This is a genomic window from Pseudomonas medicaginis (assembly GCF_965119365.1).
Classification (GTDB): domain Bacteria; phylum Pseudomonadota; class Gammaproteobacteria; order Pseudomonadales; family Pseudomonadaceae; genus Aquipseudomonas.
This window is the reverse complement of sequence record NZ_OZ221631.1, coordinates 2,982,503-3,004,655: the sequence shown is the minus strand read 5'-3', so window position 1 is coordinate 3,004,655 and position 22,153 is coordinate 2,982,503. Positions and strand designations below refer to the sequence as shown.

General features: G+C 56.2%; 25 protein-coding genes and 5 pseudogenes. 14 read left to right on the top strand and 16 right to left on the bottom strand.

Going from position 1 to position 22,153, the window contains the following annotated elements; genetic code table 11:
- Window positions 1–11: 11 nt before the first annotated feature.
- The gene (locus ACMTA2_RS13415; RefSeq protein ID WP_413795202.1) at window positions 12–896 is read right to left on the bottom strand and encodes a manganese catalase family protein; all 885 of its coding nucleotides are present in this window, start codon (window positions 894–896) and stop codon (window positions 12–14) included.
- Window positions 897–1,117: 221 nt separating this feature from the next.
- A complete protein-coding gene (locus ACMTA2_RS13410; protein ID WP_155742060.1) occupies window positions 1,118–1,306 on the bottom strand; it encodes a hypothetical protein in 189 nt (62 codons plus the stop codon).
- 156 nt (window positions 1,307–1,462) lie between these two features.
- On the opposite strand from ACMTA2_RS13410, the gene ACMTA2_RS13405 reads away from it, so the two are divergent.
- A complete protein-coding gene (locus ACMTA2_RS13405) occupies window positions 1,463–1,717 on the top strand; it encodes a hypothetical protein (RefSeq protein WP_058545201.1) in 255 nt (84 codons plus the stop codon).
- Window positions 1,718–2,240: 523 nt separating this feature from the next.
- Here ACMTA2_RS13405 and ACMTA2_RS13400 read toward each other — a convergent pair.
- Window positions 2,241–2,411: a general stress protein gene (locus ACMTA2_RS13400; protein ID WP_155742059.1), complete on the bottom strand. Its 171-nt coding sequence runs from the start codon at window positions 2,409–2,411 to the stop codon at window positions 2,241–2,243.
- A 355-nt stretch (window positions 2,412–2,766) separates the two neighbouring features.
- Between ACMTA2_RS13400 and ACMTA2_RS13395 the strand changes: the two are divergent.
- From ACMTA2_RS13395 to ACMTA2_RS13360, 8 genes and pseudogenes are all read left to right on the top strand, one after another.
- Window positions 2,767–2,934: pseudogene (locus ACMTA2_RS13395) on the top strand (con-10 family general stress protein); the annotation flags it as partial.
- 261 nt (window positions 2,935–3,195) lie between these two features.
- Window positions 3,196–3,549 (top strand): con-10 family general stress protein, encoded by a 354-nt coding sequence (locus tag ACMTA2_RS13390; protein ID WP_058545200.1) that lies wholly within the window; start codon window positions 3,196–3,198, stop codon window positions 3,547–3,549.
- A gap of 147 nt (window positions 3,550–3,696) precedes the next feature.
- On the top strand, window positions 3,697–3,957 hold the full coding sequence (locus tag ACMTA2_RS13385) for a metallothionein (protein WP_081264393.1): 261 nt from the start codon (window positions 3,697–3,699) through the stop codon (window positions 3,955–3,957).
- A 97-nt stretch (window positions 3,958–4,054) separates the two neighbouring features.
- Window positions 4,055–5,398, top strand: coding sequence for an SDR family oxidoreductase (locus ACMTA2_RS13380; RefSeq protein WP_058545235.1), 1,344 nt, complete (start codon window positions 4,055–4,057; stop codon window positions 5,396–5,398).
- A gap of 32 nt (window positions 5,399–5,430) precedes the next feature.
- Window positions 5,431–6,732, top strand: a complete 1,302-nt coding sequence (locus ACMTA2_RS13375; protein WP_058545199.1) for an erythromycin esterase family protein — start codon at window positions 5,431–5,433, stop codon at window positions 6,730–6,732.
- A 225-nt stretch (window positions 6,733–6,957) separates the two neighbouring features.
- Window positions 6,958–7,182 carry a hypothetical protein gene (locus tag ACMTA2_RS13370; protein ID WP_058545198.1) on the top strand — a complete coding sequence of 75 codons (225 nt, stop codon included), beginning with the start codon at window positions 6,958–6,960 and terminating at the stop codon, window positions 7,180–7,182.
- Between the two features lie 471 nt (window positions 7,183–7,653).
- Entirely contained in the window at window positions 7,654–7,917 is a 264-nt protein-coding gene (locus tag ACMTA2_RS13365; protein ID WP_155742058.1) for a hypothetical protein, read from the top strand.
- 93 nt (window positions 7,918–8,010) lie between these two features.
- Window positions 8,011–8,562: an ATP-dependent Clp protease proteolytic subunit gene (locus ACMTA2_RS13360; protein WP_413795201.1), complete on the top strand. Its 552-nt coding sequence runs from the start codon at window positions 8,011–8,013 to the stop codon at window positions 8,560–8,562.
- Between the two features lie 338 nt (window positions 8,563–8,900).
- Here ACMTA2_RS13360 and ACMTA2_RS13355 read toward each other — a convergent pair whose 3' ends face one another.
- Window positions 8,901–9,332: an HhH-GDP family DNA glycosylase gene (locus tag ACMTA2_RS13355; RefSeq protein ID WP_413795200.1), complete on the bottom strand. Its 432-nt coding sequence runs from the start codon at window positions 9,330–9,332 to the stop codon at window positions 8,901–8,903.
- 3 nt (window positions 9,333–9,335) lie between these two features.
- Window positions 9,336–10,508: a zinc-dependent alcohol dehydrogenase gene (locus ACMTA2_RS13350; protein WP_413795199.1), complete on the bottom strand. Its 1,173-nt coding sequence runs from the start codon at window positions 10,506–10,508 to the stop codon at window positions 9,336–9,338.
- Window positions 10,509–11,042: 534 nt separating this feature from the next.
- On the opposite strand from ACMTA2_RS13350, the gene ACMTA2_RS13345 reads away from it, so the two are divergent.
- Together ACMTA2_RS13345 and ACMTA2_RS13340 are read left to right on the top strand one after the other, a co-directional pair.
- Window positions 11,043–11,288, top strand: coding sequence for a hypothetical protein (locus ACMTA2_RS13345; RefSeq protein ID WP_413795198.1), 246 nt, complete (start codon window positions 11,043–11,045; stop codon window positions 11,286–11,288).
- Between the two features lie 550 nt (window positions 11,289–11,838).
- Window positions 11,839–11,979, top strand: coding sequence for a hypothetical protein (locus ACMTA2_RS13340; RefSeq protein WP_155742057.1), 141 nt, complete (start codon window positions 11,839–11,841; stop codon window positions 11,977–11,979).
- Between the two features lie 37 nt (window positions 11,980–12,016).
- On the opposite strand, the gene ACMTA2_RS13335 is transcribed toward ACMTA2_RS13340, so the two are convergent.
- Genes ACMTA2_RS13335 through ACMTA2_RS13325 form a run of 3 tightly spaced genes read right to left on the bottom strand, consistent with a single transcriptional unit; the run spans window position 12,017 to window position 14,891 of the window.
- On the bottom strand, window positions 12,017–12,163 hold the full coding sequence (locus ACMTA2_RS13335; RefSeq protein ID WP_196764440.1) for a hypothetical protein: 147 nt from the start codon (window positions 12,161–12,163) through the stop codon (window positions 12,017–12,019).
- Between the two features lie 59 nt (window positions 12,164–12,222).
- Window positions 12,223–14,016, bottom strand: coding sequence for a thiamine pyrophosphate-requiring protein (locus ACMTA2_RS13330; protein WP_413795197.1), 1,794 nt, complete (start codon window positions 14,014–14,016; stop codon window positions 12,223–12,225).
- A 17-nt stretch (window positions 14,017–14,033) separates the two neighbouring features.
- Window positions 14,034–14,891, bottom strand: coding sequence for an SDR family oxidoreductase (locus tag ACMTA2_RS13325; protein ID WP_058545192.1), 858 nt, complete (start codon window positions 14,889–14,891; stop codon window positions 14,034–14,036).
- Between the two features lie 180 nt (window positions 14,892–15,071).
- Here ACMTA2_RS13325 and ACMTA2_RS13320 point away from each other — a divergent pair.
- Window positions 15,072–15,626 (top strand): annotated as a pseudogene (locus ACMTA2_RS13320) (CheR family methyltransferase); the annotation flags it as partial.
- A gap of 182 nt (window positions 15,627–15,808) precedes the next feature.
- Here the strand turns inward: ACMTA2_RS13320 and ACMTA2_RS13315 are convergent.
- The 3 genes and pseudogenes from ACMTA2_RS13315 to ACMTA2_RS13305 form a co-directional block, all read right to left on the bottom strand.
- Window positions 15,809–16,253: pseudogene (locus ACMTA2_RS13315) on the bottom strand (DUF421 domain-containing protein).
- 8 nt (window positions 16,254–16,261) lie between these two features.
- Entirely contained in the window at window positions 16,262–16,771 is a 510-nt protein-coding gene (locus tag ACMTA2_RS13310; protein WP_058545191.1) for a hypothetical protein, read from the bottom strand.
- Window positions 16,772–16,785: 14 nt separating this feature from the next.
- Window positions 16,786–16,986 (bottom strand): annotated as a pseudogene (locus ACMTA2_RS13305) (PLDc N-terminal domain-containing protein).
- 302 nt (window positions 16,987–17,288) lie between these two features.
- On the opposite strand from ACMTA2_RS13305, the pseudogene ACMTA2_RS13300 reads away from it, so the two are divergent.
- Window positions 17,289–17,464: pseudogene (locus tag ACMTA2_RS13300) on the top strand (con-10 family general stress protein).
- An 81-nt stretch (window positions 17,465–17,545) separates the two neighbouring features.
- Window positions 17,546–17,758, top strand: coding sequence for a hypothetical protein (locus ACMTA2_RS13295; RefSeq protein ID WP_058545190.1), 213 nt, complete (start codon window positions 17,546–17,548; stop codon window positions 17,756–17,758).
- Between the two features lie 134 nt (window positions 17,759–17,892).
- Here the strand turns inward: ACMTA2_RS13295 and ACMTA2_RS13290 are convergent, their stop codons facing one another.
- The 5 genes from ACMTA2_RS13290 to ACMTA2_RS13270 form a co-directional block, all read right to left on the bottom strand.
- Window positions 17,893–18,141, bottom strand: a complete 249-nt coding sequence (locus tag ACMTA2_RS13290; protein ID WP_058545189.1) for a hypothetical protein — start codon at window positions 18,139–18,141, stop codon at window positions 17,893–17,895.
- 247 nt (window positions 18,142–18,388) lie between these two features.
- Entirely contained in the window at window positions 18,389–19,096 is a 708-nt protein-coding gene (locus ACMTA2_RS13285) for an RES family NAD+ phosphorylase (protein ID WP_413795196.1), read from the bottom strand.
- Window positions 19,089–19,760, bottom strand: coding sequence for a hypothetical protein (locus ACMTA2_RS13280; RefSeq protein WP_413795195.1), 672 nt, complete (start codon window positions 19,758–19,760; stop codon window positions 19,089–19,091). Before ACMTA2_RS13280 ends, ACMTA2_RS13285 begins: the two co-directional genes overlap by 8 nt.
- A 379-nt stretch (window positions 19,761–20,139) precedes the next feature.
- Entirely contained in the window at window positions 20,140–20,502 is a 363-nt protein-coding gene (locus ACMTA2_RS13275) for a response regulator (RefSeq protein WP_413795194.1), read from the bottom strand.
- A 21-nt stretch (window positions 20,503–20,523) separates the two neighbouring features.
- Window positions 20,524–21,966: an ATPase domain-containing protein gene (locus tag ACMTA2_RS13270; RefSeq protein WP_413795646.1), complete on the bottom strand. Its 1,443-nt coding sequence runs from the start codon at window positions 21,964–21,966 to the stop codon at window positions 20,524–20,526.
- Window positions 21,967–22,153 lie beyond the last annotated feature (187 nt).

Below are 22,153 nucleotides of genomic sequence, written 5' to 3'. Positions count from 1 at the left end.
GCTGTGCTTCGTCACGGACCAAGCTTGGCTTGCGCACCGGAGCCAAGGTCGGCACCGGTGACTGGCTCGCTGTTGGGGTCTGACATTGTGCGCATTTTCATGTTTTCCAGCCGCGCTTCGTCGGCGTTGTCCAGTTGCACCGTGGCCAGCCCATCGCCACCGTCGACGGCCGGCGATGGGCTTTCAACGAACTCCCAGTCGTCGCCCTGGTTCCAGGACCCGCGCATGCTTTCCGTGCCCTGCGACATGTTGAAGTAGACGTTGGTGAATTCAGGCATGCCGGGCAGCTTGCCTTGTGGAAAGTTTGGCTGAATCGCGTGCAGGGCTTTTTCGAAGGACAATTGGTGGGCGATTTCACGGGTCATCAGGAAGCCCAACGCTTCTTTTACGCCAGGATCATCTGTCACGTTCATGAGACGTTCGTAAACGATCTTCGCCCGCGCTTCTGCAGCGATGTTCGAGCGCATGTCGGCCGTGGGCTCACCGATGGTGTCGATGTACGCCGCAGTCCAGGGTACACCTGCCGAATTGGTCAGCGGCGAGCCAGCGCCATACAACAAGCTGGTGATGTGCGAATCATTGCCCGCGCCATTCAGCGAGCGGTAAAGCTCACCTTCCTGCTCGACGCCTTCGGCCATCTGTCCCTTTGCGCCTTTATTGAGCATGACGATGATCGAACCGACGATTTCCAGATGGCTGAGTTCTTCGGTGGCGATGTCCATCAACAAATCTTTGCGACCTGGATCGTCCTCGGAAAGAGCCTGAGTGAAGTAGCGCGACGCCGCCGCCAGCTCGCCTTGCGCACCGCCGAATTGCTCCAGTAAAAGGTTGGCTAGACCAGGGTTAGGTTGGGCAACACGCACGGTATATTGAAGTCGCTTGTTATGTAGAAACATCACCAATCTCCTCAGTCTCGATAAGCGCGGCGGCGTTCACGGGTTAAACACTGCCTACTCTTTTGGGAAAGACCGGCGGTGCAGAAATTTCAAAAAAAAATCGACTTTCAGGACAAATGGTTAAAATCGTTAAACAAGCGAAACGGCCAACAAATATTGGCGTGGAGGCTGACTTGCAAAGGCCCGCTTCGCCGACTCGATATTACGGCTTCAGATCCGGATCACGGTTCAAATGTCTCTGATCTATGGCGTCGATATCGGTCGACCGATTCGCCGCTTTCCAGCGGATGCTGCCAATCGGTCGTCGCGTTCGAGGCTTCGTCACGGCCGGCAGTGCGGGACATGGAACTGCCATCATTCGGCCCCAGATCGTTTTCGAGCAATTCGTCCGGGCAGGATGGCTTATTCATGGCTGGCCCAATTAGCGCAAATCGAACTTTTGGAATGGTGCTGAATTCCCGTGTGCGACGATAGAGCGAACGGCGTGCACATCATCTCGTCACTTCGTTTGAACCGCTTTCGACATACACGGCTCCCAGTGAAAACATACGTGGAAGCCAGATGCCATGGATGCTTTCAAGAACCTGCTGACCGTTGCAGAAGAAACCAGACTGCGCGCGCTCGATGTCTGGCACCAAACCTTCGAAAATCAGACGCTTCGCATGGAATGCCCCGACCGTTATCACGAAGAGCTGCTGCGCCAGTGCGATGAGATGGATCGCCGAGGGATCATCACTTGGAACGAATGGCGCGACTTGCGCATCAAGGCCGATCAGGCCTACCTGAACGCCGTAGCCGGCCACGATTATCACCGACACTGACTCCGTCAGCCTGCCTTGCGGGTCCAGTTATGACCCATCCTATGTGGGGTGGCGCGAACTGTGGATCCATGGGTCATAGCCAGGCGGCGTGCGACGAACCATCCATGGGCATGCCGCCGCTGTTCGTTGGCCGACTCGTAAGGATGAACACATCGCTTTGCTTATGCGCATCGTCGCGAACAGCCACGCTGCCGATGCTGGCGGGGCGTCCGGCTGTGGTGCGTTATCCGACTGGAGTTGCGCACGCCCGACGTCTGCCCGCGCATCAAGATGAGCTGACCTTGGCGGCGTGGTTCTGCGTCCTCGTTGCATACGCTCAATAACAATGACTGGCGCACACCGAGCAGCGCCGGCGAAACGGATCACAAGCTGCACATGCCAAAGGTGCTTGCGCGCGCCCGAAAATAATAACCAGCGGTCCCCGCGCCGACCGGCCAGCCTATAACCAAGCGCTGAACCAAAACCAGCGCACCTATTCGGGCTTCGTCTCTGGTGGCGTATATGTCGCTGCCGCAAACCCGCTTCAGCCCTCCTTGCCGGTGCGGGTTCCGCCATGACTGTGCTGTCCTCCCACCCGCGCCTTTTCCGCTCGATCGAGTTTGACGTCGACGGCATTACTGCCCTTCTTACCCGCACCCTTGATTTTCTGTGGATCGTCGGCAAAGGAATGCTCGCTTCGATGTTTCCCGGTCATAGTTCTACTCTCCACTATTGTGAGGTTTATCTTAATAGAGATGCCCAATAAGCTGCAGACACTCCTGAATAAACACTAGCAGTTAAAGTTCTACACACACTTCCCTGGGTGACAAAAGGGCAACTAAGCGAAGCGATTCGCGCGGCTATGGCAATCCAATTCGCCATCATAAACTTATACGAAGCGGCGCTCAATCCGGCCACTTGTATAACTTTTCGGGGGGTCGATGCCGTTCATCGGGTACGCAAAAAATTCTCCAAGCATTTTCCAACTGCGCGATATCGGAGTAAGTGTCCGTGGTGAAAATGGGCAACTAACGAAACTTAAAATGAATTGGAGACCTATCATGACTACAGGTAGTAAAAACCCGGGTAATTTTTCCAACGATCGCGAGAAAGCATCCGAGGCCGGACGAAAAGGTGGGCAGGCATCGGGTGGAAACTTTGCCAACGACCGCGAAAAAGCCTCGGAAGCAGGACGCAAAGGAGGCCAAAACAGCCATGGTGGCGGGCGTAAATCCTAACGATCACTAAGGCAGCCCTGCGGCTCTAAGTATTCGCCAGAGGCAATAGGCGGGATGCGATCATTGAAGGCCTACACCGATGATCCATGAAAGCGTCTCGCAGTTGCAAAACGGCGAGTGTTACTTGGCTGACAAGTGAACAGTAGGTGAAGAAGCAAATCGATACTAGATGAATTCATAGCTATTGCGAGGCTTGAGCATATTCAATATACGAATATGTTTGCCTGCGTGATCGCCTGTGTAAACACGAGGTAAATTGAAATGGCACAAGACAAACAAGGCGGCATGTCTGTAAACGAGGCGGGTAAAAAAGGTGGTGAAGCCACATCGGCTTCCCATGACAAAGAGTTCTATCAAGAGATTGGCAGCAAAGGTGGCCAAAACAGTAGTGGCAACTTTAAAAACGATCCCGAACGTGCAGCAGAGGCCGGAAGCAAGGGCGGCCAGAACAGCGGTGGCAACTTCAAAAACGATCCGCAAAGAGCCGCTGACGCCGGTAGCAAAGGTGGCCAGAACAGTGGCGGTAACTTTGCCAACGATCGGGAAAAGGCCTCTGAGGCTGGTCGCAAGGGTGGCGAAAGCAGCCACGGTGGTGGGCGTGATAGCAACAGCTGATGCGCCAGAGGCAGGGGAGCCTTGCTCCCCTGCCGTTTGTGCACCCGCGGCGACAAACTCTTTTTAACCTGACGTTTGTTTAACGCGATCTGATCACCCCTTAGAAACGACGCTTCCGAATGGAGGACGTCTTTTCCGGAGACATCCATGACGAACGCCAAACCGAACTTCCCGTGCGCATGCCCGGATTGCACCTGCAGTTTAGCCGCCGACAAGGAGGTCGAGCGCGACGGCAAACAGTATTGCAGCGACGCTTGCGCAGACCTTCACCCGAACGGAACACCCTGCCCTTCCTCCGATTGTCACTGCGAACGCAGCATGACGCTGGGAGACCGAAGCGTCAGTGATTCGAAACTGGACGAAGCGGTCGAAGAGACGTTCCCCGCCAGCGATCCGATATCACCCTGAGCGCCGCTTCGACAGGGGCATGCTGTCGTCTTTCTTCAGATGGAAACCCGGTATGCGCGCTGTTTTCTACCCAGAACCAACCGCGGAGGACTTCACCATGATCAACCCAGCAACCGGCATGAAACCGGGTGAGCGCTACGTCATTGAAAGCGTCGAGCGAGCCCCGCAGTTCCTTGGCTTTTTTCTGGATGGTAAATATTACCTGGGCCCCGAATTGCAGACTGCTGTGGGCTGGCTCGAGGAGCAAGATTTCATTTACGACCAGCTCGACCCGTCTGGCGAACCGACTTACCCCAATCGACGTGTCGGCAAAATTGAAAACCTGAAATTGATCCTCGACGACGGCTTGCGCCTCGAACTGACCGAGGTGCCCTTCTTGCCTGATAACGCCACGCCCAAGTCAATGGCCAGCGAGGCGAACTCAACGTCCTCCTCATCCGCCTCTTCATTCGCGCAGCGTCAGACGCGGTCATCGATAGCCGGCAAACTCGTTGTGATTACCGGTGCCTCCAGCGGCATCGGTCGGGCGACAGCACAAGCGTTCGCCAGTGAGGGTGCGCGGCTAGTGCTGGCTGCGCGCGATGACGTTGCGCTGGCCGAGGTCGTCGACGAATGCACTGATCGCGGTGCGGCTGCCGTGGCGGTGCGCACCGACGTCACCGACAGTGAGCAGATGCAAGCGCTGGCCGAGCAGGCCGCCAGCTTCGGTAACGGACGCATCGACGTCTGGATCAATAATGCCGGCGTCGGCGCAGTAGGCAGTTTTGAAGACACACCGCTCGAGATCCATGAGCAAGTGCTGCAAACGGATTTGCTCGGTTACCTGCGCGGCGCCTATGTCGTATGGCCATACTTTAAGGCGCAACGCAGTGGTATTTTGATTAATACACTGTCCCTCGGCAGTTGGGTGGCACAGCCCTATGCCGCAGCTTATTCGGCGAGCAAATATGGTTTACGCGGTTTGACCGAAGCACTGCGCGGCGAACTCGCAGGGTCGCCGAATATTCATGTCTGCGATATTTACCCGGCCGTCATCGACACCCCCGGGTTTCGCGACGGCGCCAATTTCACCGGGCACGCGCTTAAGCCACCGGCCCCCACGTATGATCCGCGCCGTGTTGCCAAGGCTATGGTCGCGTGCGCCATCAATCCCAAACCGACCACGAGCGTGGGGAGTGCCGCTACTGTCGCACGTGTGGCGCATTTTCTCATACCTGGTTTCCCGCAATTGTCTGGCTGGTTGACGCGTTTGGCACTCAAGCGCAGCCCCACGGCGCCAACATCCAGCGGCAATCTGTTCGCGCCACCCGATGGCGAGCGCCTGGTTGAAGGTGGCTGGCGCAAACCTGGGCCGAAATTCCCCGCATTGCTAGTGGCCGGCGCTGCGTTGCTGGTAGGTGGTTGCTTGCTAGCCGTCAATCGCTCGCGGGGAAGCCACTGATCGGCGCCCGAAGTTCGCCAGGAGAAACGACAATGGACAGGTTGATCGAGATTTTGAAGGAACATGCCGAGGCGTTTTCTGACCTCGACAGCACCGGATTTGCCACTCTGTTTGACCGCTATGGCGATGCGCAGGTCGTGTTGATCGGCGAGGCCAGCCACGGAACTCACGAGTTCTATCAGGCGCGTGCAGCGATCACGCGGCAACTGATCGCCCATCACGGTTTTACCGTGGTTGCGGTCGAGGCGGACTGGCCGGACGCCGACCAGATCGACCGTTGCGTCCGCGGGCGCGACAAAGGTCATTGGCATGAGGCTGCGTTCTCCCGGTTTCCGACTTGGATGTGGCGCAACACCGACGTACAGGCGTTCGCGCGCTGGCTGTTGGACTTCAACCAAACCCGGGCAGCCAATCAGCGTGTGGAGTTTCGCGGCCTCGACGTGTACAGCCTGCGTAATTCGATCCGCGAGGTGCTCGGCTATTTACAAGACACCGATCCGGCGATGGCCCGAGAAGCGCGTGAACGGTATGCCTGCCTGATGCCCTGGCACGATGAGCCGGCGCTGTACGGACATTTCACCGAAGTCGGCGGCATGACCACCTGTGAAAGTGCTGTGCTTGAGCAACTGCAGGCCATGCTCAACCGACGCCTGGGCCTCATAGAAAATGACGGTGAGGCATTGTTCAATGCTACCCAGAATGCGCGGGTGGTGCATGCCGCCGAGCAGTATTACCGAGCGATGTATCGCGGCAATCGCGAATCCTGGAACCTGCGCGACCAGCACATGTTCGAAACGCTGCAAGCGCTGCGCTCGCGACAGGAGCGCAACGCGAAAGTGATCGTCTGGGCGCACAACTCTCACGTCGGCGATGCCCGCGCGACCGAGATGGGTGACAGCGGTCAATTGACGCTGGGCCAGTTATGCCGCGAGGCGTTCGGTTCAGACGCGGTACTGATCGGCATGGGGACCGACCACGGCACGGTCGCGGCGGCCGACGGCTGGGATCAACCAATGCGCATCAAAGACGTCACCCCGGCGCTGCCACGCAGTTGGGAGCGCGCCTTTATCGAAGCAGGTATCCCGTGCACCTTTTATGACTGGCGTGATGCCAAGCGCGTCGTGCTGCGTGAGGCGCTGTCCCAGCGCCTGCAGGAGCGCGCCATCGGCGTCATTTACCAACCGCAGACCGAGCGCCAAAGTCATTACTTCGCCGCTACCCTGGGCGAACAATTTGACGCGTGGCTTTGGTTCGCCAATACCCATGCCATCACGGCGCTGAGCACGGTGCCGTCGACCAGCCACGAGGAAGACACCTTCCCCTTCGGCCTGTGACGACGCTGACGGGAAGCCCATCGCTGAACCGCATAACTGATCTTTCCTACAGTCTTGGAGGCACCTGCTGGTTGACATCAAGCTGTTTGTGATCACCACGCCTGTCGCGGTTTCAGCTGAAAATCCGGTGGCGCTCGGACTCATGGGCAATGATGCATTAAGCCGTCTGCCACAGGTCACCAGCCGTTTGCCCAATGGCAGCATCCGTTTCACATAAGGAGTTCCATGTCCACTGAACACCGCTACATCGTCAGTTTCATCGTAAACAATCAGCCGCAGAGCCGCACGCTCCTGCATGACCGGGAGACGCTGGAAACGGCGCTTGCGGCAACCCTGGTCAAGACGACATTTCCTGAACTCAACGATGCCGAGCTCAGCGATATCCAGGTGCAAAAACGCACCAAACCCGAGGAGGAAGACAACATTCCGGGACACTATCAGCAGCCGTGAACCGTCCTAACTGCGCATGGAGGTGCCGACCGAGAGCCGAGCGGCTCAGCCAGTCAAGACTCGGACGGGGCGACTGCCGACAGCGCCCCGTCGCCACTTTGTAGTTTTCGCTTCAGTTGAGCGCTGCCGCATCGCAACGAAAACCGGTGCCAGACCGCCTATCGGGCGACTGTCAAACAATCAAAACGATGTAAGTTTTTAGATTATCCGAGTAAGCGTCTGCTGTGTTTAAGGGTATCAGTGAACCTTTATTAAGTGGTGGAGAGTTCTCATGACTAACAGTAATAAAATCACGGGACCTGATAAGGGTTCGTCTAGCGGGCCGCGGCCATGGCAGCGATTTCGCTAATGACCGCGAGAACGTTTGGAAGCCGGTCGCAACGGCGGGCAGTCAGGCCCTAGCGGTGGACGCAAATCTGAGATCCCTAGAGGGCGGCATCGCGGCCCTTCTCCAGGCGCCAGAGGTCGAACATGAAAAACATTGTGGAACACCAGTGCTGCGCGATGCACCCGGAAAAAGCTGAAGAACCAGCCCACGAAACCGAGTCGACGTCCCTACCAGGTGCTGCACTCAACGAGCGCCCAGTCGAGCACAGCATTCGTGCCCCCGAGCTGGGCCGCCACGAGTCCGTCGCCACCTCCAGCCGTTGCTACGAACACCGACAAGGCGTCGCTCAGACGGAGCGCAGTTCAGGAGCGTCGCATACTCGCCCGGTCTGTGAGCGTGGCGGATGACGAATTCGCGCCCCTCTTACATTCAGCTAGCCTTACCAAATCGCAACTCCATTCCATCCTAAGTGAGGCCCCATCCAATTTACGAGGTGACCCATGCCTATCCACGTCATCAATTTCACCGCCCCGATCACGTCGGCTACCTGCGCTCAACTAATCGAAAAAGCGTCGACTGCAGTGCAACAAGGTGCCAGCAGATTGATCGTCAATATCGCGACCATGGGTGGTGAATGCAGTTACGGTTTTACCATGTACAACTTTCTACTGTCCCTGCCTATTCCGGTGCACACCCATAATCTAGGTACTGTCGAATCGATGGGCAATATCGTGTTCTTAGCCGGCGAGCATCGCTCGGCCTGCATTCACAGCAAGTTCCTTTTCCATCCGTTTCACTGGCACGTACAAGGTTCGGTCGATCATTCGCGCATGTCGGAATACGCCATGAGCCTGGATTACGATCTCATCCTATACGCGCGCATCGTCGCCGAACGCACGGTGGATGCTAGGGAAACACTGGAAACGGAAAAATATCTGACCGCCGCCTCGCGCATTCTCAACCCCCAACAAGCACTTGAGTGCGGGCTGATACAGGCCGTCAAACCGCCGCGAATCGATGCGCAGTCAGTGAGCTCGATCATTCATTCATGAATGGGCCTTCAAGTCATCAGCAGAGCCTCGCTCATTTCTATCGATGGGATTTGCCACCCCCATGCGCTGGATTTCCAGCCAATGACGGGTTCTGTTGATGTCAAAAATCTCACCTTCATAGACAATATCAACTCATCTGAGATCCGACAGCGCCCGCAGTCTGGGCAGTCGCGCTCCTCCCATGGCCCGGAGCATTGAATACGCTGCGCCGCGCGCACACAAATCAGACAATTCATTGCGATCTCTCTGTTCTTGTAATAAGCCTCGACCGCTTTGCACGGCCACTTTGTGTTCATCATACCGATGGTGACACTGCCAATTGGCCCTCGCACAGCCTGTTAAAAAAGGACGGCCGCGGCTTCGCGCATGAAGATTTCCACAGTCTTTGGCCCAATTCCATCAAACGTCTCAAGGCGCGTTTCGAACTCAGTACGATCATTGCTTGCCCGCGCGATGTTGCCGACCTTTCCCGCGTATTCGCCATTTAGCTTGCGCGCCAGAGCAAAAAGGCGTTCGGCGGTCGATTCGTCATAACGCACGTAATGCGCCTCGCCAAGCATGGCGACCAGTTCACGATGGCTGCATTGTGCAAGTTTGACTGGCGTATCGCACCCGTGTTTATCGACGATTACCCGATAGGCATTTGCAGCAATGTCGGCCTGGATGCGTTTGCCCATCAGGTAACTGGCGAGCAACCATTTGAACAACGCAGCGTCATCGCCGAGGCCGAGCTCGATTCGCAGGTCTCGCGCGGTGATGGTTCTGGCCATTGTTCAATTTCCCGAGCGCGCAGTGGCCGAGCCGCTGGCGCCCGGTTCAAGCTTAACCTTGATCCAGCCTGCCTGATGTTTGTCGAACGCCTTGAACGCTGAAATGGCATCGATCAGCGTTTCTTGCTGAGTCAGGACTCGCGACGGATCGACTCGCCCGGCGAGCGTCATTTCGATCAGCTTGGGTATGTATTTGCGATGGTGACAGTTGCCCATGTTGAGACGAATGTTCTTGTTCATCGCGGCGCCAATTGGAAAGCTGTCAAAGCCGGCCGGATAGACGCCAATAATGGAAATCGTGCCGGCCTTGGCGACGCACTCGACCGCCCATCGCAAAGCTTGCGAAGGCTCATCACCGGGTTGCCATTGCGCGCGCTCATGCCCACCGTGATGCACATGGTCGGCATCGATACCGACCGCATCGATTGCGCAGTCGGTGCCGATGTCTGACGTCAACCGGGCGATCGTTTCGACCGGGTCTTCCTTCTCGAAGTTTATACATTCGGCGCCCAGCTCTCGCGCCCGGGCGAGCCGGTCTTCGAGGCTATCGATGGCAAAGACTCTGCCGGCACCCATCAATCGAGCGCTGTAAATTGCGAACAGCCCGACCGGGCCGCAACCGAATACCGCCACCGTGTCTCCATCTTTGATCTGCGCCATTTCGGCGCCGAACCACGCGGTTGGGAAAATATCCGACATGGCGATGGCCTGGTCGTCGGTGATTTCCTGCGGCAGTTTGATCAGGCCGATGTGAGCAAAAGGGATGCGCGCTTTCTCAGCCTGCAAACCATCGAAGGGGCCGGTGGATTTCGGCCCGCCAAAAAAAGAAGTGCCAGCGGTTTTACCGTTGGGATTGGCAACGTCGCACTGAGCGAAATAACCCGCACGGCAGTATGAGCAATTGCCGCAGGCGATGGTCGATGGTATCAGCACGCGGTCACCAATCTGCAAATTGCGCACGTCCTCGCCAAGCGCTTCGACAATGCCTACGGCCTCATGGCCTAAAATCGTCCCAGGCAGCATGTCTGGCGCACTGCCACGGATGAAGTGCAGGTCTGTTCCACAAATTGCCGACGCGGTCACCCGCACGATTGCATCGGTCGGTGCCTGCAAGATCGGGTCCGGCACTTCGTCCAAGCGGATATCGCCAACGCCGTGAAATACGACTGCTTTCATGGTTCACCTCTGCGCATTGAGTCAAGGGCTCTAACAGAGTTGAAAAGTGAGTGCGGCCCAAGGTTTCATCGAAGACTGTCACGCCGGACAAATGGTCAAACTCAACCGAAGTGTGGGGACTATGCGCTCAGCGACCATCTAACCACTCGTGAAATGCTTTGGTTCTTTCTTAGTACCTTGCCCCCGTATCTATTCGGTACGAAGGCCCCGACGAACAACGTCAGATACGAACCTTGTCTCCGGCCGGAGGCGATTCTCCCTAAGCGTGCTGCAATATCAGATTCCTGCGCGGTGCCCAGCGACACGGTGAGCGCTTATAATGCCAGCCACGGCATCTCGCCCTTTGACTCTCATCTCCAACGGGCTGGATTCGTACCCAACAAGCGCCAACAACTTCTAAGAAGAAGTGCCAATGTAGCACCGACCTTCTTGTATCCACCCGGCCTGTTCCCTAGCATTAATTAGCCACCATTGGCACCGCACAAGATTGTTCTAGTCTTACCCCCTTTCAGCGAGGAGAAGGAGCAACGGGCCATGGATACGATGAGTAAAAGTGAACTCGAAGCAGCACTTTCGAGCCGCCTACCTCAGTGCTCTATCATTTGCTCGATAAACGCTGATAGTAGCTTATCGGTCGAAGTGACCGGTCCGGACGAGCAACAATTCATGATTGCTAACATCGACCGAACCCAATACCACGGTGAATCCGGGACTAACCGACTAGTGCGCGAGATTTTGGAGGAGATGGTTATGTCTCGCCAGTCGTCGAACTTGACCTGAAGGTATGTGACTAGGCCTAGTTCCGTAAGCGTCCATTTGCAAAATTTTTGCCCGTGAAAAGGTCAGGATCTTGGGTCAGCGTATGACGCTATGTACGTTGTCCAAGGTACTCTACCGCTTGCCTGTAGTTCACTGTGGCTTTTTCTATCATCCCTTTGCGATCTTCCCGAGTTATAAACCCCTCTTCGAAGTACTCCTCAGCAAGGCGCAGCAATTCATCATACTGCTCGGGAGCGCTCATTCCGCTCGCTGGATGCTCAAGAAAGCGGTGCCAAGTTGTGATTGCATGCACTTTCCTATCTTCGTACACGACAACAATCTCCACAAAGTTAGAATAATAGAGGCGTCGTTAAGCGTGTGTGTTCAAGCATTGCGACGAGTGGAGCCCACGACGCATCTATGAAAGCAGCTATCAGGAATTTTATCTGGAGCGACCCTCAGCTAAGGGTCGTCGATCCAACTGGTCGATGCAACTCGCCGCCGCGGCCTCGCTAGAATTGGCACGCCTCAGATACTGTAGATCCTGACAGATCAGCAAACGACTCCCTCCATGAATTTTGAACAAGCCAAAGCGCCTAGAATCCAGCAATGGCGCGATACGCTGGACGATCACGACTACCGAATTCAAAACGCCGGAGGCGTATGGATCCTGTCTGCTTTCGGCAAGAGCCAGGCCGGCAGTCAATCTTGAGTTTGCCTGCATGGTGGGCATAGCTGAAGGTCAGCGGCTACTCGACCTCCCAGTTACGCCCGGTGCTGTAGTCGGTGTTGTCTAGGGTCAACGCCACAAGCAAGCCTCCCGAGAGGCCCACGATCAGCAGCAACAGTCCCACGTGCAGCCAAGTATCGGCCGAGCGCCTGAAAATCTGCGTCATCGCCGGATTCTCATATCCATGTCCTTACAGCTTTGGCTACGCGGTTGCGCAGGTGTTCGTTATTTTTTTGTGCCTCCCGGCAGTACGTTGGCCAGCACCTGCTTGGCGGTCTGCACAATCACCCCGGCCTCATCCGGGTCGCCCTTGAGCAAGGTGGAGGCGAATTTCTTGGCCTGTTCCAGCTTGATATGCGGTGGTAATGGCGGCACGTTGGGGTCGGTCTTGAACTCGAGCAGCACCGGCACATCCGACGCCAACGCTTGCTCCCAGGCCGCAGCGACATCCTCCTCGCGCTCGACGAAAATCCCCTTGAGCCCCAGCGAAATCGCAAACAGGTGATACGGCACGTCAGGAATGGTTTGCGACGCCTCAAACTTGGGATCGCCTTCCATCACGCGCTGTTCCCAGGTGACCTGGTTCAGGTCTTCGTTGTTGAACACCGCGCAAATCCATTTAGGGCTTTGCCACTGTCGCCAGTATTTGGCGACAGTAATCAGCTCAGCCATGTTGTTCATTTGCATCGCACCGTCGCCCACCAGCGCGATCACCGTGTTCTGCGGATGGGCGAACTTGGCGCCAATCGCATAGGGGACAGCCGCCCCCATGGAAGCCAGACCGCCGGATAATGAACACTGCATACCACGGCGAATCTTCAAGTCGCGGGCATACCAATTGGCACAGGAGCCAGAACCACTGGTAATGATGGCGCTGTCGGGCAAGCGTGGCGACAGCTCGTACACCACCCGCTGTGGGTTGATCGGCTTGGCCTTGGCCAGGGCGCGTTTCTCCAGAGTTTTCTCCCAAGTCGCGCGCCAACCTTCAACCTGCTTGCGCCACTTACGTTGCGTTTTGTGGGTCAGCAACGGCATGAGCGCCGACAGCGTTTCGGCAGCATCGCCCACCAGGTTCACCTCCATGGGATAACGCAGGCTCAACATGTCAGGTTGCAGGTCGATCTGCACGCCACGGGCATCGCCCTCCTTGGGCAGGAACTCGGAATAGGGAAACCCCGAACCGATCATCAACAAGGTGTCGCATTCAGTCATCAGCTTGTAGCTGGGCTCGGTGCCCAATAGGCCAATGCTGCCGGTGACCCAGGGCAAATCGTCGGGGACTGCGGCCTTGCCGAGTAACGCCTTGGCAACACCAGCGCCCAACGCGTCGGCGACAGCGATGACTTCATCGGTGGCCGCCAACGCCCCTGCGCCGACGAGAATCGCGACTTTCTCACCCGCATTCAACACAACTGCGGCGCGCTGTAGATCAGCCGCATAAGGCACCACCCGAGGCTTCGAATAACCAACCCCTGAATGGACAGTGCCATGCGCTCTGGCCGGCGGCTCATAGGCCGCCTCCTGCAAGTCGTTGGGCAGGATGATCGCCGTCACTCGGCGCTCACCCACCGCCGTGCGTACGGCCCTATCCACCAGGTGACGCACCTGGGACGGCACCGAAGCCTCTTGCACGAATACCCCCGCCACATCCTTGAACATCGAGACCAGGTCCAGCTCCTGCTGATAATGGCCACCGAGTGCCGCCCGCGCTTGCTGCCCGACAATCGCCAGCACCGGCATATGGTCCATGCGTGCGTCATACAGCCCAGTGATCAGGTGCGAGGCCCCGGGCCCTGAAGTAGCGATGCACACACCCAGCCCGCCAGTGAATTTGGCATGCGCCGAGGCCATGAACGCGGCCATTTCTTCATGACGGGCCTGGATGAATTCGATCTTGCCCTGCGCCCGGCTCAACGCGCCGAATACGCCGTTGATACCGTCGCCCGGGTAACCAAAGATTCGGGTCACGCCCCATTGGCTGAGCCGCTCAACCAGAAAGTCGCCTACTGTCATCGTCATCAGACTCCTCCCTTAATTCAGAGAATGGGTTTGCCACCCGTCACGCCGTAGCGTTCACCGGAGATATAGCTGCCCTCCTCCGATGCCAGCAGCACATAGATCGGCGCCACTTCAACCGGCTGGCCGGGGCGCCCCAGCGGCGTATTACCACCGAAATCTTTCACCGAGTCCTCGGTCATCGTCGAGACGATCAACGGCGTCCAGATTGGCCCTGGGGCAACGCTGTTGACACGAATACCGCGCTTGCCGAGCATCTGCGCCAGGCCCGCGGTGAAGTTGGCTATCGCGCCTTTGGTCGCCGCATATGGCAACAAGGTGGGGTTGGGCGCGTCGGAATTGACCGAACTGGTATTGATGATTGAACTGCCTTCAACCATGTGCGGCAACGCGGCCTTGCAGATGCGGAACATCGCGGTCACATTGACGTTGAAGGTCTTCAGCCAGTCCTCGTCAGGGATGTCGTCCAGCGTTTCGTAGGTCATCTGGAACGCCGCGTTATTGACCAGCACATCGATGCGTCCAAACTTCTCCACGGTGTCGTTGACGATCGTAGTGCACTGATCCGCGCTGCCCAGGTCGCCGGGCAACAAGAGGCATTGACGACCCGCCGCCTCGACCCACCGTGCGGTTTCCTTGGCGTCTTCATGCTCATCCAGATAGGAGACCGCCACATCCGCGCCTTCACGGGCGAAGGCTATGGCCACCGCACGGCCAATACCGCTGTCGGCGCCGGTGACTAAGGCTATTTTATTGGCGAGGCGGCCCGACCCCTTATAAGTCTGCTCACCACAATCGGGCAGCGGGTCCATCTTGCGCTGTTCACCGGGCACGGGCTGCTGTTGTGTCTTGAAGGGTGGTTTCGGATAACTGTTCATCGGATTTCCTCCTTGCTGTGATTACTTTTGCGAGGCTTGGCGGAGAGGGTAAGTTCAGACGGATTGTGAAAAATCGGATAACCCTCCCGACACAGCGTTTCCATTCGTCAGCCTGAATAAACCCTCTGTATAATGCGCACCTCAACCGAGGTAGAACTTCGCAGAACTAGCGAGGGGACACTGATGTTGGATGGCAGCAGCGCGAAGGCGCAGGTGTTCGCCACCGATCAATGAGCGCGCCATTACCCATGGCCGCAACGGCGTGTATCCGGAAGCGATCATCACTGACGCGCCGCCGTCATCCTTGCGCCAGTACTTCGCCGAAGGAGAAAAACCAGCACTACCGGGTACGTAAGCAGATTCGCGAAAATGTGTAGTCCGCTAAATACAGGTTTGATACCTGATCCGCCGTTTCACAGCTGGACCTGATCGTGTGCCGAAACTTGTTGATCTACCTGGACCGTGAGGTGCAGCGCGATATCTTTTGCAACTGTTGCGTTGCGCCCCGGTGGCTATCTGTTTCTCGGATCTTCAGCATCAGTCGACGGCTGCCTGAAGCTGTTGCGCCGCTGGACAAGCGCAACCGGATCTTTCGCGTGCGAGCCGGCTCCTCCGCGGTGCGCCGTCCGCCCACAACATGCCGCGAAGTGGGTTACGCCCGAACACCACGATCATGACCCTCGCTACGCCTGCCTCAACAAGGCTTCGTTCGTCGATATCCATCTGTGCGCCTTGGCGCAAGATCTGCTATCCGCAGCAGGTTCCGGCCAACGCCCTGCCCGGATACGGCACCAGCAACGATCAGAAAAAAGACCGCCGAGTCGGGCTTTGACACCCATGTCAGTGAGCCCGTGGCCCATGATTTGTTGATCAACCTAATCGAAATAAACTGTGCCGCTCACAGCGTTAGGCTGGGCTTATTCATAGGGGATAACCGAGATTTTTCCGTTGCGCTCAAGGATCGCGAACTTGATCTGATGGATCTCCAAGATGCCTTGAGCAGAGCGGGCCGCTTCGAGAATATCGCTCTCATCCAGCCGCGCATGCTTGACGCGCTCAGCGAGTATTTTGCCGTCTTCGACCACAATCGTCGGCCCGCCATCCAACACCCGGGAAAACCAGTGTGAGCGCTGCTTGACCAATGAAAAACCAATGTCGATGGCGATCAACGTGACAATGACTAAGATGGCGTTGATCAATGAAAAATCATCGCCCAGCAACGCCTGCTGAGTGGCCTCGCCGATCACCATCAATAGCACCAGATCGAAAGGTAGTGAGCTCCGCCAGGGAGCGCCTCCCGGCGATCTTGAACAGAATCATCAACACCAGATAAATGGCGACTGCGCGCAATACCGAGTCCATGAGCGCCCCTACGGATAAATAAATTGTGAGAAGCGCACGGACGCGCCGGTGGCGAGTGCCACCTGGGTGTCGAAGCGGCCCACACCGTCGCTGCGCAAAGTCAGATACAGCACCGCCTGACCGTTCTTGTCGCTGAGCAGCCAAAGCTTCACACCCTCGCCGGCGGTGCTGGCCATAAGAGGTTGCGGCTGCAGCATTTCAACATTGAAGCCGCGCAACAACTCGCCATTGAGGGTTACCTCCAGGGGCTCGCGCGCTTTGCCCTGCAGACGGATGACCAGCACATCAGAAGATCCATTGCGCAGGAAACGCTGGTGTTCAATGCGCAATAGCCCATCTGCGCTGCGTACTTCTGCAGTGCTGAACGGCCCCTTGGAGAACAGTCCGGCCAATGTCAGCGCAATTAACACACCCAACCCATACCAGCCCCATCGCTCGAAGCGCCAGACCTTGCGCTGCAGGGCCATGTCTTCGTTGACCGGGTAGCGTCGGCTGTGCAGGTCGCCATGGGGTTTCATACGGTGCCTCGGGCTCAGCCTTTGCTATGTTCGGGCGAGGACGGGCCTTTGGTTAGGCCGCGCGGCCCCGTAATACTCTAGATAGCCAGCCCTATAAACGGCAGCAATACGACCAAAGCCGTCCAACCCGCTTTACTGCCCGATGAATTGTCGCTTCGCCAGACACTGTTGATGACCCACAGGTCGAGCAATAACAAGATGAATGCCAGGAAAATTCAGAAATAAGTGAATTGCATGGTGCACCTCCGTTGATATACATTTGATTTTGTAAGGGGGCCGGGGGTTCATTATTTTTTCGATATTTTCAGACAAACGTGTTAACTAAGCGAAGCGGAGAAGTGCTTTCATTCCAACCTCATCAGCCTTATAAACTTAGACGAAGCGGCAGAATTTTGCGCGATATTTAATCGCCCTTTTGCAAACTGTTAAAACGTCTTCGAGACATAGGAGTAAATGCTCGCGGACTCATGGGTAACTAGCTAAACGACAGCCAACTATCCAGGTATGGAAAGAGACTATGACCACAAGTAATAAGAATCTCGGGAATTACGCCAACGATCCCAAAAAAGCGTCTGAGGCCGGCAAAAAGGCGGTCAAGCGTCGGATGGCAACTCTCCCAATGATAGGGAAAATATCTTCGGGGCTGGACGCAAAGGCGATCAACACAGCCACCGTGGCGGCCGCAAGTCGTAAGTGAGCGAACTGTCGCCCGCGCCTTAGGAAATCCGCCCTCCCTGCTGCTACGCTTTTGACTTCTCAATTGGAGCCAAAACAATGCCCACTGAATATTCACTTTCTGATGTTCTTGAGCGACTGTACCAAAACCAACTCGCATTAGAGGCGGCCGTGATGGAGTTGACCTTGAGGATTGAGCGCCAGGGTGCGACGGACACTGGAGACAATGTCCGCGGTGCGCTTCAAACGATCGGAGAGAACGCCGGACACATCAAACAGGGCTTGGCTAAGCTGAGATCCCACGGCCAATGATTTAACGCCCCAATGCGGCGGCGAGCTTGTCGGCAACCTCCCCCTGCGCAGCACAAAAACTGACATGCCAAAATGGACAGATTGTTCGCATTGCACGGCGACATCGCCAAGATACGGGCGCGCTCAACCTCTTGTTATGAAAGGCGACGCACCTTGATAGTCCTGTCCGAAGCTACCTTATGCTTGGGCTTGGCCACTCGAATAACCTTGTGCTGACCATCCGCCGTTGTTTCAACGAGCATGCCATTCCTGACCTCCATCACACTAAGTCCGGCCGCCAGCATGTTGATATAAGCAGTTTTGATCGCGCCTTTCGCCATGGCTGGAATTTTCTCTTCCAGCCGGCTCACCAGTTCATCACTTAACATCTGGTTGACCTTCATAACGAGCTCCGCATTCTAGGCCATCACGGAACCAGCCATCGTTGTTGCTGCGCTCTCTGGCAGGCACCGCCCCTTCCTTAGGATGTACGCGAGACGTGTCTGGCCGTCGACACATACAAATTTGTACCAAAATTACCATTAATGCCCCCATCAACGCCCGCCGTCTTCAGCAAGATCTCATGACTGAGGAATGGCAATTCCAGACTCAGAGAGCGGATTCCAGGGGCCACTGTTCGGTCATTTTGACTCAGCTTTTTCCCGCGATGATAACGACCCCAAGCCGCTCTGCCAGATTGAGCACCGTGTCGAACACATTCGAGTCGCCGGTCAAGCTGCGTGACGCCCCCTGCGGGTGGAGCGCACCGTCAGGAATCCGGTCACCGAAGAGCACCACCGCACGTGCCGAATCATCTTGTCGCGACACCCAAGACAGTCCTTGGGCATCTGGACACTGACGGTGGATTGCCTCGGCCCATTTGCGCGTCGCAGGATATTGATCTTTCTCAGTGTCGATCAGTTGTTTGCGCGTGATGCCCAGTTTCCGCAGGGGCACGCTGGACAGATCAACCAGGTGCAGCGGTTGGCTAACCTGGACGGCAGAATGCACCTGTCCAGTCAGCTTGCCTTTGTCGAAGCTCTTGAAGCCAGCCGTATGGGGAACGTCGTGAAAGACAGTCTCCATCAAGGCGCACTCAACCGTCGTGCCGCCATACAAGGTAGGAATCGCCCGCCCCTGATCATCCTGGATCGGGCTGAAGCGTGCGTTGCCGTGCACACCGGGATTGAATTGATCAGGCTGATACTTATCCTGATGCACACGATGAAGCACATCGCCTTGGGCGATCACGGTAAAAGTGACGTGCAACGTAGCCGCAGGCGCTGGGGTGACGGACGCCGTCAAATCGGTGACAGGCGTCGCCCTATCCTCACTGGACTCGGTACGCTGCTTAGCCATGGACAATGCCCTGGATTTCATCCTGTGCGGCAGCAATCACCCGATCAGGCGCCGATGCCAGCAAGTCCTGGGGCCTTTTGCCGCCCAGAAAACTGTTATCTGAACGGAACCAGTAAGCCATACCCCAGCCGTCCTTGTGGCCAGCGAACGCCTCAATGACTTTGGCTAATGCCTTGAACGGCCGATAGCCCGCGTCCGGGTCCAAGCCGTAGCCAGGGAAATAGTCGACCCCACCGTGGCTGATGGCAAAGATCTGCCCCTGCTTTTTCCATTTGTTGGGCTGGGCACTCGGGTTTCTAGTACTCAACTGGGCCACCTGGGCGATGTCTGCGGCGGTCAGCCAGTCACCGCTTTCCAACACCGCTTTGCGGGCCTGTACCAGCATTGCCGCTTCCTTGAGCAAGCGAGGCGAAGGCGGCTTACGCGTCACAAACACCTCGGCCAGTCGTTCCAGCGACTTCGGGTCCTGACGCTCCTGCAGCACCTCGTACATCGAAGAAGCCACATTGGCGAAGTTTTCCGCCAACGCTTCAAATACGCTGAGGTTGACCTGATCGAAAGACACGACCAGTACTCGGTCCGCATGCGAGCGGCTTAAGCTCGCCCGAGCCTCCTTAGGCGTACCGACCAAGGTGGAGACGCCCGACTGCTCTGTAATGCTCATGGAAATCTCCTCACCAGTTATCTGCGCTATCTAATCCTAGCATAGTCCTGATAACCCTAGCTCTAGCTTAAGCTCCATTCATCTGGATGCATAGGTAGGTTTGAGTGGAGCACGCCATGCCGTCGATCAGCGCAATGGCGTTGAGGTGAAGAGGCCTAAGGACACGAGCTTGGCATTCAGGTGCTGCGAGCGAACTCGTTCAAGACATGCGTTGAAAAACCGCAAGAGGTCGCTTAGCACAGTGGCGCTGTCAGCAGACCACAATCTCATCGTTGCAAACAATCATCACACCACGAGATTGAAACTGCATGACGTCAACGCCTAAGGCCGCCCCGGAGGTGCTTTGACTCGATACTCATCACGCCCTACCGGGTACGAACTACTCCAAAGCCAAGAGCTTTTTAACTTCTGCGATGATGACATCTATGTCGAATGGCTTTGGCAGCACCACATCAAACAAATCGGATCGCTGCATACCGATGTGTGCCTGAGCACCGCTCATTAAAATGATTGGCAAATGGTTGCCGGAAGGAAGAGCTCGCACAGCCGTGGCGAACTCTTGGCCGTCCATAACCGGCATCATGAAGTCGGTAAGGATCAAGGCCGGCCGTTCCCTTTCGAGCACCTCGAGTCCTTTCCGGCCATTGCTGGCTTTTACGACCATGAAGCCCTCATCCTCCAGCGCGAAGCTGAGAATGTCAGCGATCAAATACTCGTCGTCGACGACCAGAATGGTGGTCATGTTTTCAACCTGCTCAAAGACTTATGAAATTGAACCAGGCAAGGGCTCAGTCGCGACTGAAGGTTCATTTCTCAAAGCCTTTTTCAGGAAAACATCTTGATCACGAACGACCACCTCAAATCGCGAGGGGTCATAAGAACTATCTCGTACTTTAAGAATGGAAAGCGTCCTGCTTAGTTCAGAGCGACTCTCAAAGAAACGCATGAGCATCAGGTTATCGACGATGCTTGATAGGTCAGAGTTTGGTGAACTGACCTCGGAACCGAATAGGTCACGCATTTCCCATGAAGCGAATACCGTAACGCCCCTGGAGCGCAGCTCGTTCATTAGGGCGCTGTAGAAGTCTGTAATCCGTCCCGGATTTGTCGAAACGCGCGTCATGCCGCTCAGACTGTCGATGAACAGGCGCTTGATGCCCTTTTCTTTAACGATGCTCAACAGTCTTGAGCCGAGTCCATCCAACAAACCTTCAGTGGTGGGCTGCCAGACGATGCTCAGTGCACCGCTTTCTTCCATGGCTTCGATGTCGATGCCCAGCGAGAGCCCTTTTAGACGTAGTCGCTGTGGACTTTCATAGAATCCAAAATGTAGGCCTGGGGCATCTGCCGTCGACTTAGCCAAAAACTTGAGACCCAGCGTCGTTTTACCGATCCCGGATGGCCCCATGACCAGAGACACACTAGAGCTGTGTAGGCCCCCGCCCAATATGTCATCCAGCGAATCAATCCCACTGGCGATACGCGTCATGTCTGCACTGTCGGACGACGAAGGACGACTGTACAAGCTTTCCAGGCGCGGGTAGACAACTAAGCCGTCATCATTGATTTCGCACTCGTGGAGGCCGGTCAATGCGCTGCTGCCTCGCGTCTTGCGTAGTTGAATACGACGTACCGAACGAGAACCGAATAGCTCTTCTCCCATTTCGATCACACCATCGACCATCGTGTGCTCTGGACTACCATCGTCAAGCCGCGAACTGGTGAGGAACAATACGGTACAACCAGCGAACGCTGCGTGGCCTTGCAGCTCTAAGATGAATTTCTTGGTATCGATAGGCGAGTCGGCCTTCGAGCGTGCATTGAGCAAACCATCGACGATCATGACGGTAGCCTTCTGCCGACTGATCTCACGCCGAAGCAATTTTACTACTTCATCCAAACCTTCGTTTTCCAGCGTATCAAATGCGCTGACGAACTGGATTTCAGCCCCAACTTTGGATGAGTCGAAAAAGCTCAAAGTAGAGAGAAATTGAAACAGACGATCATGTGACTCGGCCAGCAAGGTGGCGACTAAAACACGACCTCCATTGCGTACGTGATGGAATCCAAGCTGGTTGGCTAGGATAGTCTTGCCTGAACCTGGGCGGCCTTGGACTATGTATGAAGCACCCTCGACCAGCCCTCCATTAAGCAGAGCGTCGAGCCCGTCGATTCCGCTTTGAAGGCGTTTTAGCTTTTCCACAATGTGACCCTGATCTGAAAAACAGGCTTTTTTAGCCGGATGAACGAAATGCTACCGCCATTCCTAATTCGAGGCTATTCAGGTTGAGTAGAAAGTAGACGAGGAAGATCGTTCGCTTTGGGTGCTAAGTAACCACCCAAAAGCGAACGCTTCCGATCCTAAGCTGCCAGTCGATGCAGCTTTTCGCCTA

Coding starts and splice junctions, on each gene's coding strand:
- ACMTA2_RS13415 (WP_413795202.1), bottom strand. CDS start 896: ATGTTTCTACATAACAAGCGACTTCAATATACCGTGCGTGTTGCCCAA.
- ACMTA2_RS13410 (WP_155742060.1), bottom strand. CDS start 1,306: ATGAATAAGCCATCCTGCCCGGACGAATTGCTCGAAAACGATCTGGGG.
- ACMTA2_RS13405 (WP_058545201.1), top strand. CDS start 1,463: ATGGATGCTTTCAAGAACCTGCTGACCGTTGCAGAAGAAACCAGACTG.
- ACMTA2_RS13400 (WP_155742059.1), bottom strand. CDS start 2,411: ATGACCGGGAAACATCGAAGCGAGCATTCCTTTGCCGACGATCCACAG.
- ACMTA2_RS13390 (WP_058545200.1), top strand. CDS start 3,196: ATGGCACAAGACAAACAAGGCGGCATGTCTGTAAACGAGGCGGGTAAA.
- ACMTA2_RS13385 (WP_081264393.1), top strand. CDS start 3,697: ATGACGAACGCCAAACCGAACTTCCCGTGCGCATGCCCGGATTGCACC.
- ACMTA2_RS13380 (WP_058545235.1), top strand. CDS start 4,055: ATGATCAACCCAGCAACCGGCATGAAACCGGGTGAGCGCTACGTCATT.
- ACMTA2_RS13375 (WP_058545199.1), top strand. CDS start 5,431: ATGGACAGGTTGATCGAGATTTTGAAGGAACATGCCGAGGCGTTTTCT.
- ACMTA2_RS13370 (WP_058545198.1), top strand. CDS start 6,958: ATGTCCACTGAACACCGCTACATCGTCAGTTTCATCGTAAACAATCAG.
- ACMTA2_RS13365 (WP_155742058.1), top strand. CDS start 7,654: ATGAAAAACATTGTGGAACACCAGTGCTGCGCGATGCACCCGGAAAAA.
- ACMTA2_RS13360 (WP_413795201.1), top strand. CDS start 8,011: ATGCCTATCCACGTCATCAATTTCACCGCCCCGATCACGTCGGCTACC.
- ACMTA2_RS13355 (WP_413795200.1), bottom strand. CDS start 9,332: ATGGCCAGAACCATCACCGCGCGAGACCTGCGAATCGAGCTCGGCCTC.
- ACMTA2_RS13350 (WP_413795199.1), bottom strand. CDS start 10,508: ATGAAAGCAGTCGTATTTCACGGCGTTGGCGATATCCGCTTGGACGAA.
- ACMTA2_RS13345 (WP_413795198.1), top strand. CDS start 11,043: ATGGATACGATGAGTAAAAGTGAACTCGAAGCAGCACTTTCGAGCCGC.
- ACMTA2_RS13340 (WP_155742057.1), top strand. CDS start 11,839: ATGAATTTTGAACAAGCCAAAGCGCCTAGAATCCAGCAATGGCGCGAT.
- ACMTA2_RS13335 (WP_196764440.1), bottom strand. CDS start 12,163: ATGACGCAGATTTTCAGGCGCTCGGCCGATACTTGGCTGCACGTGGGA.
- ACMTA2_RS13330 (WP_413795197.1), bottom strand. CDS start 14,016: ATGACGATGACAGTAGGCGACTTTCTGGTTGAGCGGCTCAGCCAATGG.
- ACMTA2_RS13325 (WP_058545192.1), bottom strand. CDS start 14,891: ATGAACAGTTATCCGAAACCACCCTTCAAGACACAACAGCAGCCCGTG.
- ACMTA2_RS13310 (WP_058545191.1), bottom strand. CDS start 16,771: ATGAAACCCCATGGCGACCTGCACAGCCGACGCTACCCGGTCAACGAA.
- ACMTA2_RS13295 (WP_058545190.1), top strand. CDS start 17,546: ATGCCCACTGAATATTCACTTTCTGATGTTCTTGAGCGACTGTACCAA.
- ACMTA2_RS13290 (WP_058545189.1), bottom strand. CDS start 18,141: ATGAAGGTCAACCAGATGTTAAGTGATGAACTGGTGAGCCGGCTGGAA.
- ACMTA2_RS13285 (WP_413795196.1), bottom strand. CDS start 19,096: ATGGCTAAGCAGCGTACCGAGTCCAGTGAGGATAGGGCGACGCCTGTC.
- ACMTA2_RS13280 (WP_413795195.1), bottom strand. CDS start 19,760: ATGAGCATTACAGAGCAGTCGGGCGTCTCCACCTTGGTCGGTACGCCT.
- ACMTA2_RS13275 (WP_413795194.1), bottom strand. CDS start 20,502: ATGACCACCATTCTGGTCGTCGACGACGAGTATTTGATCGCTGACATT.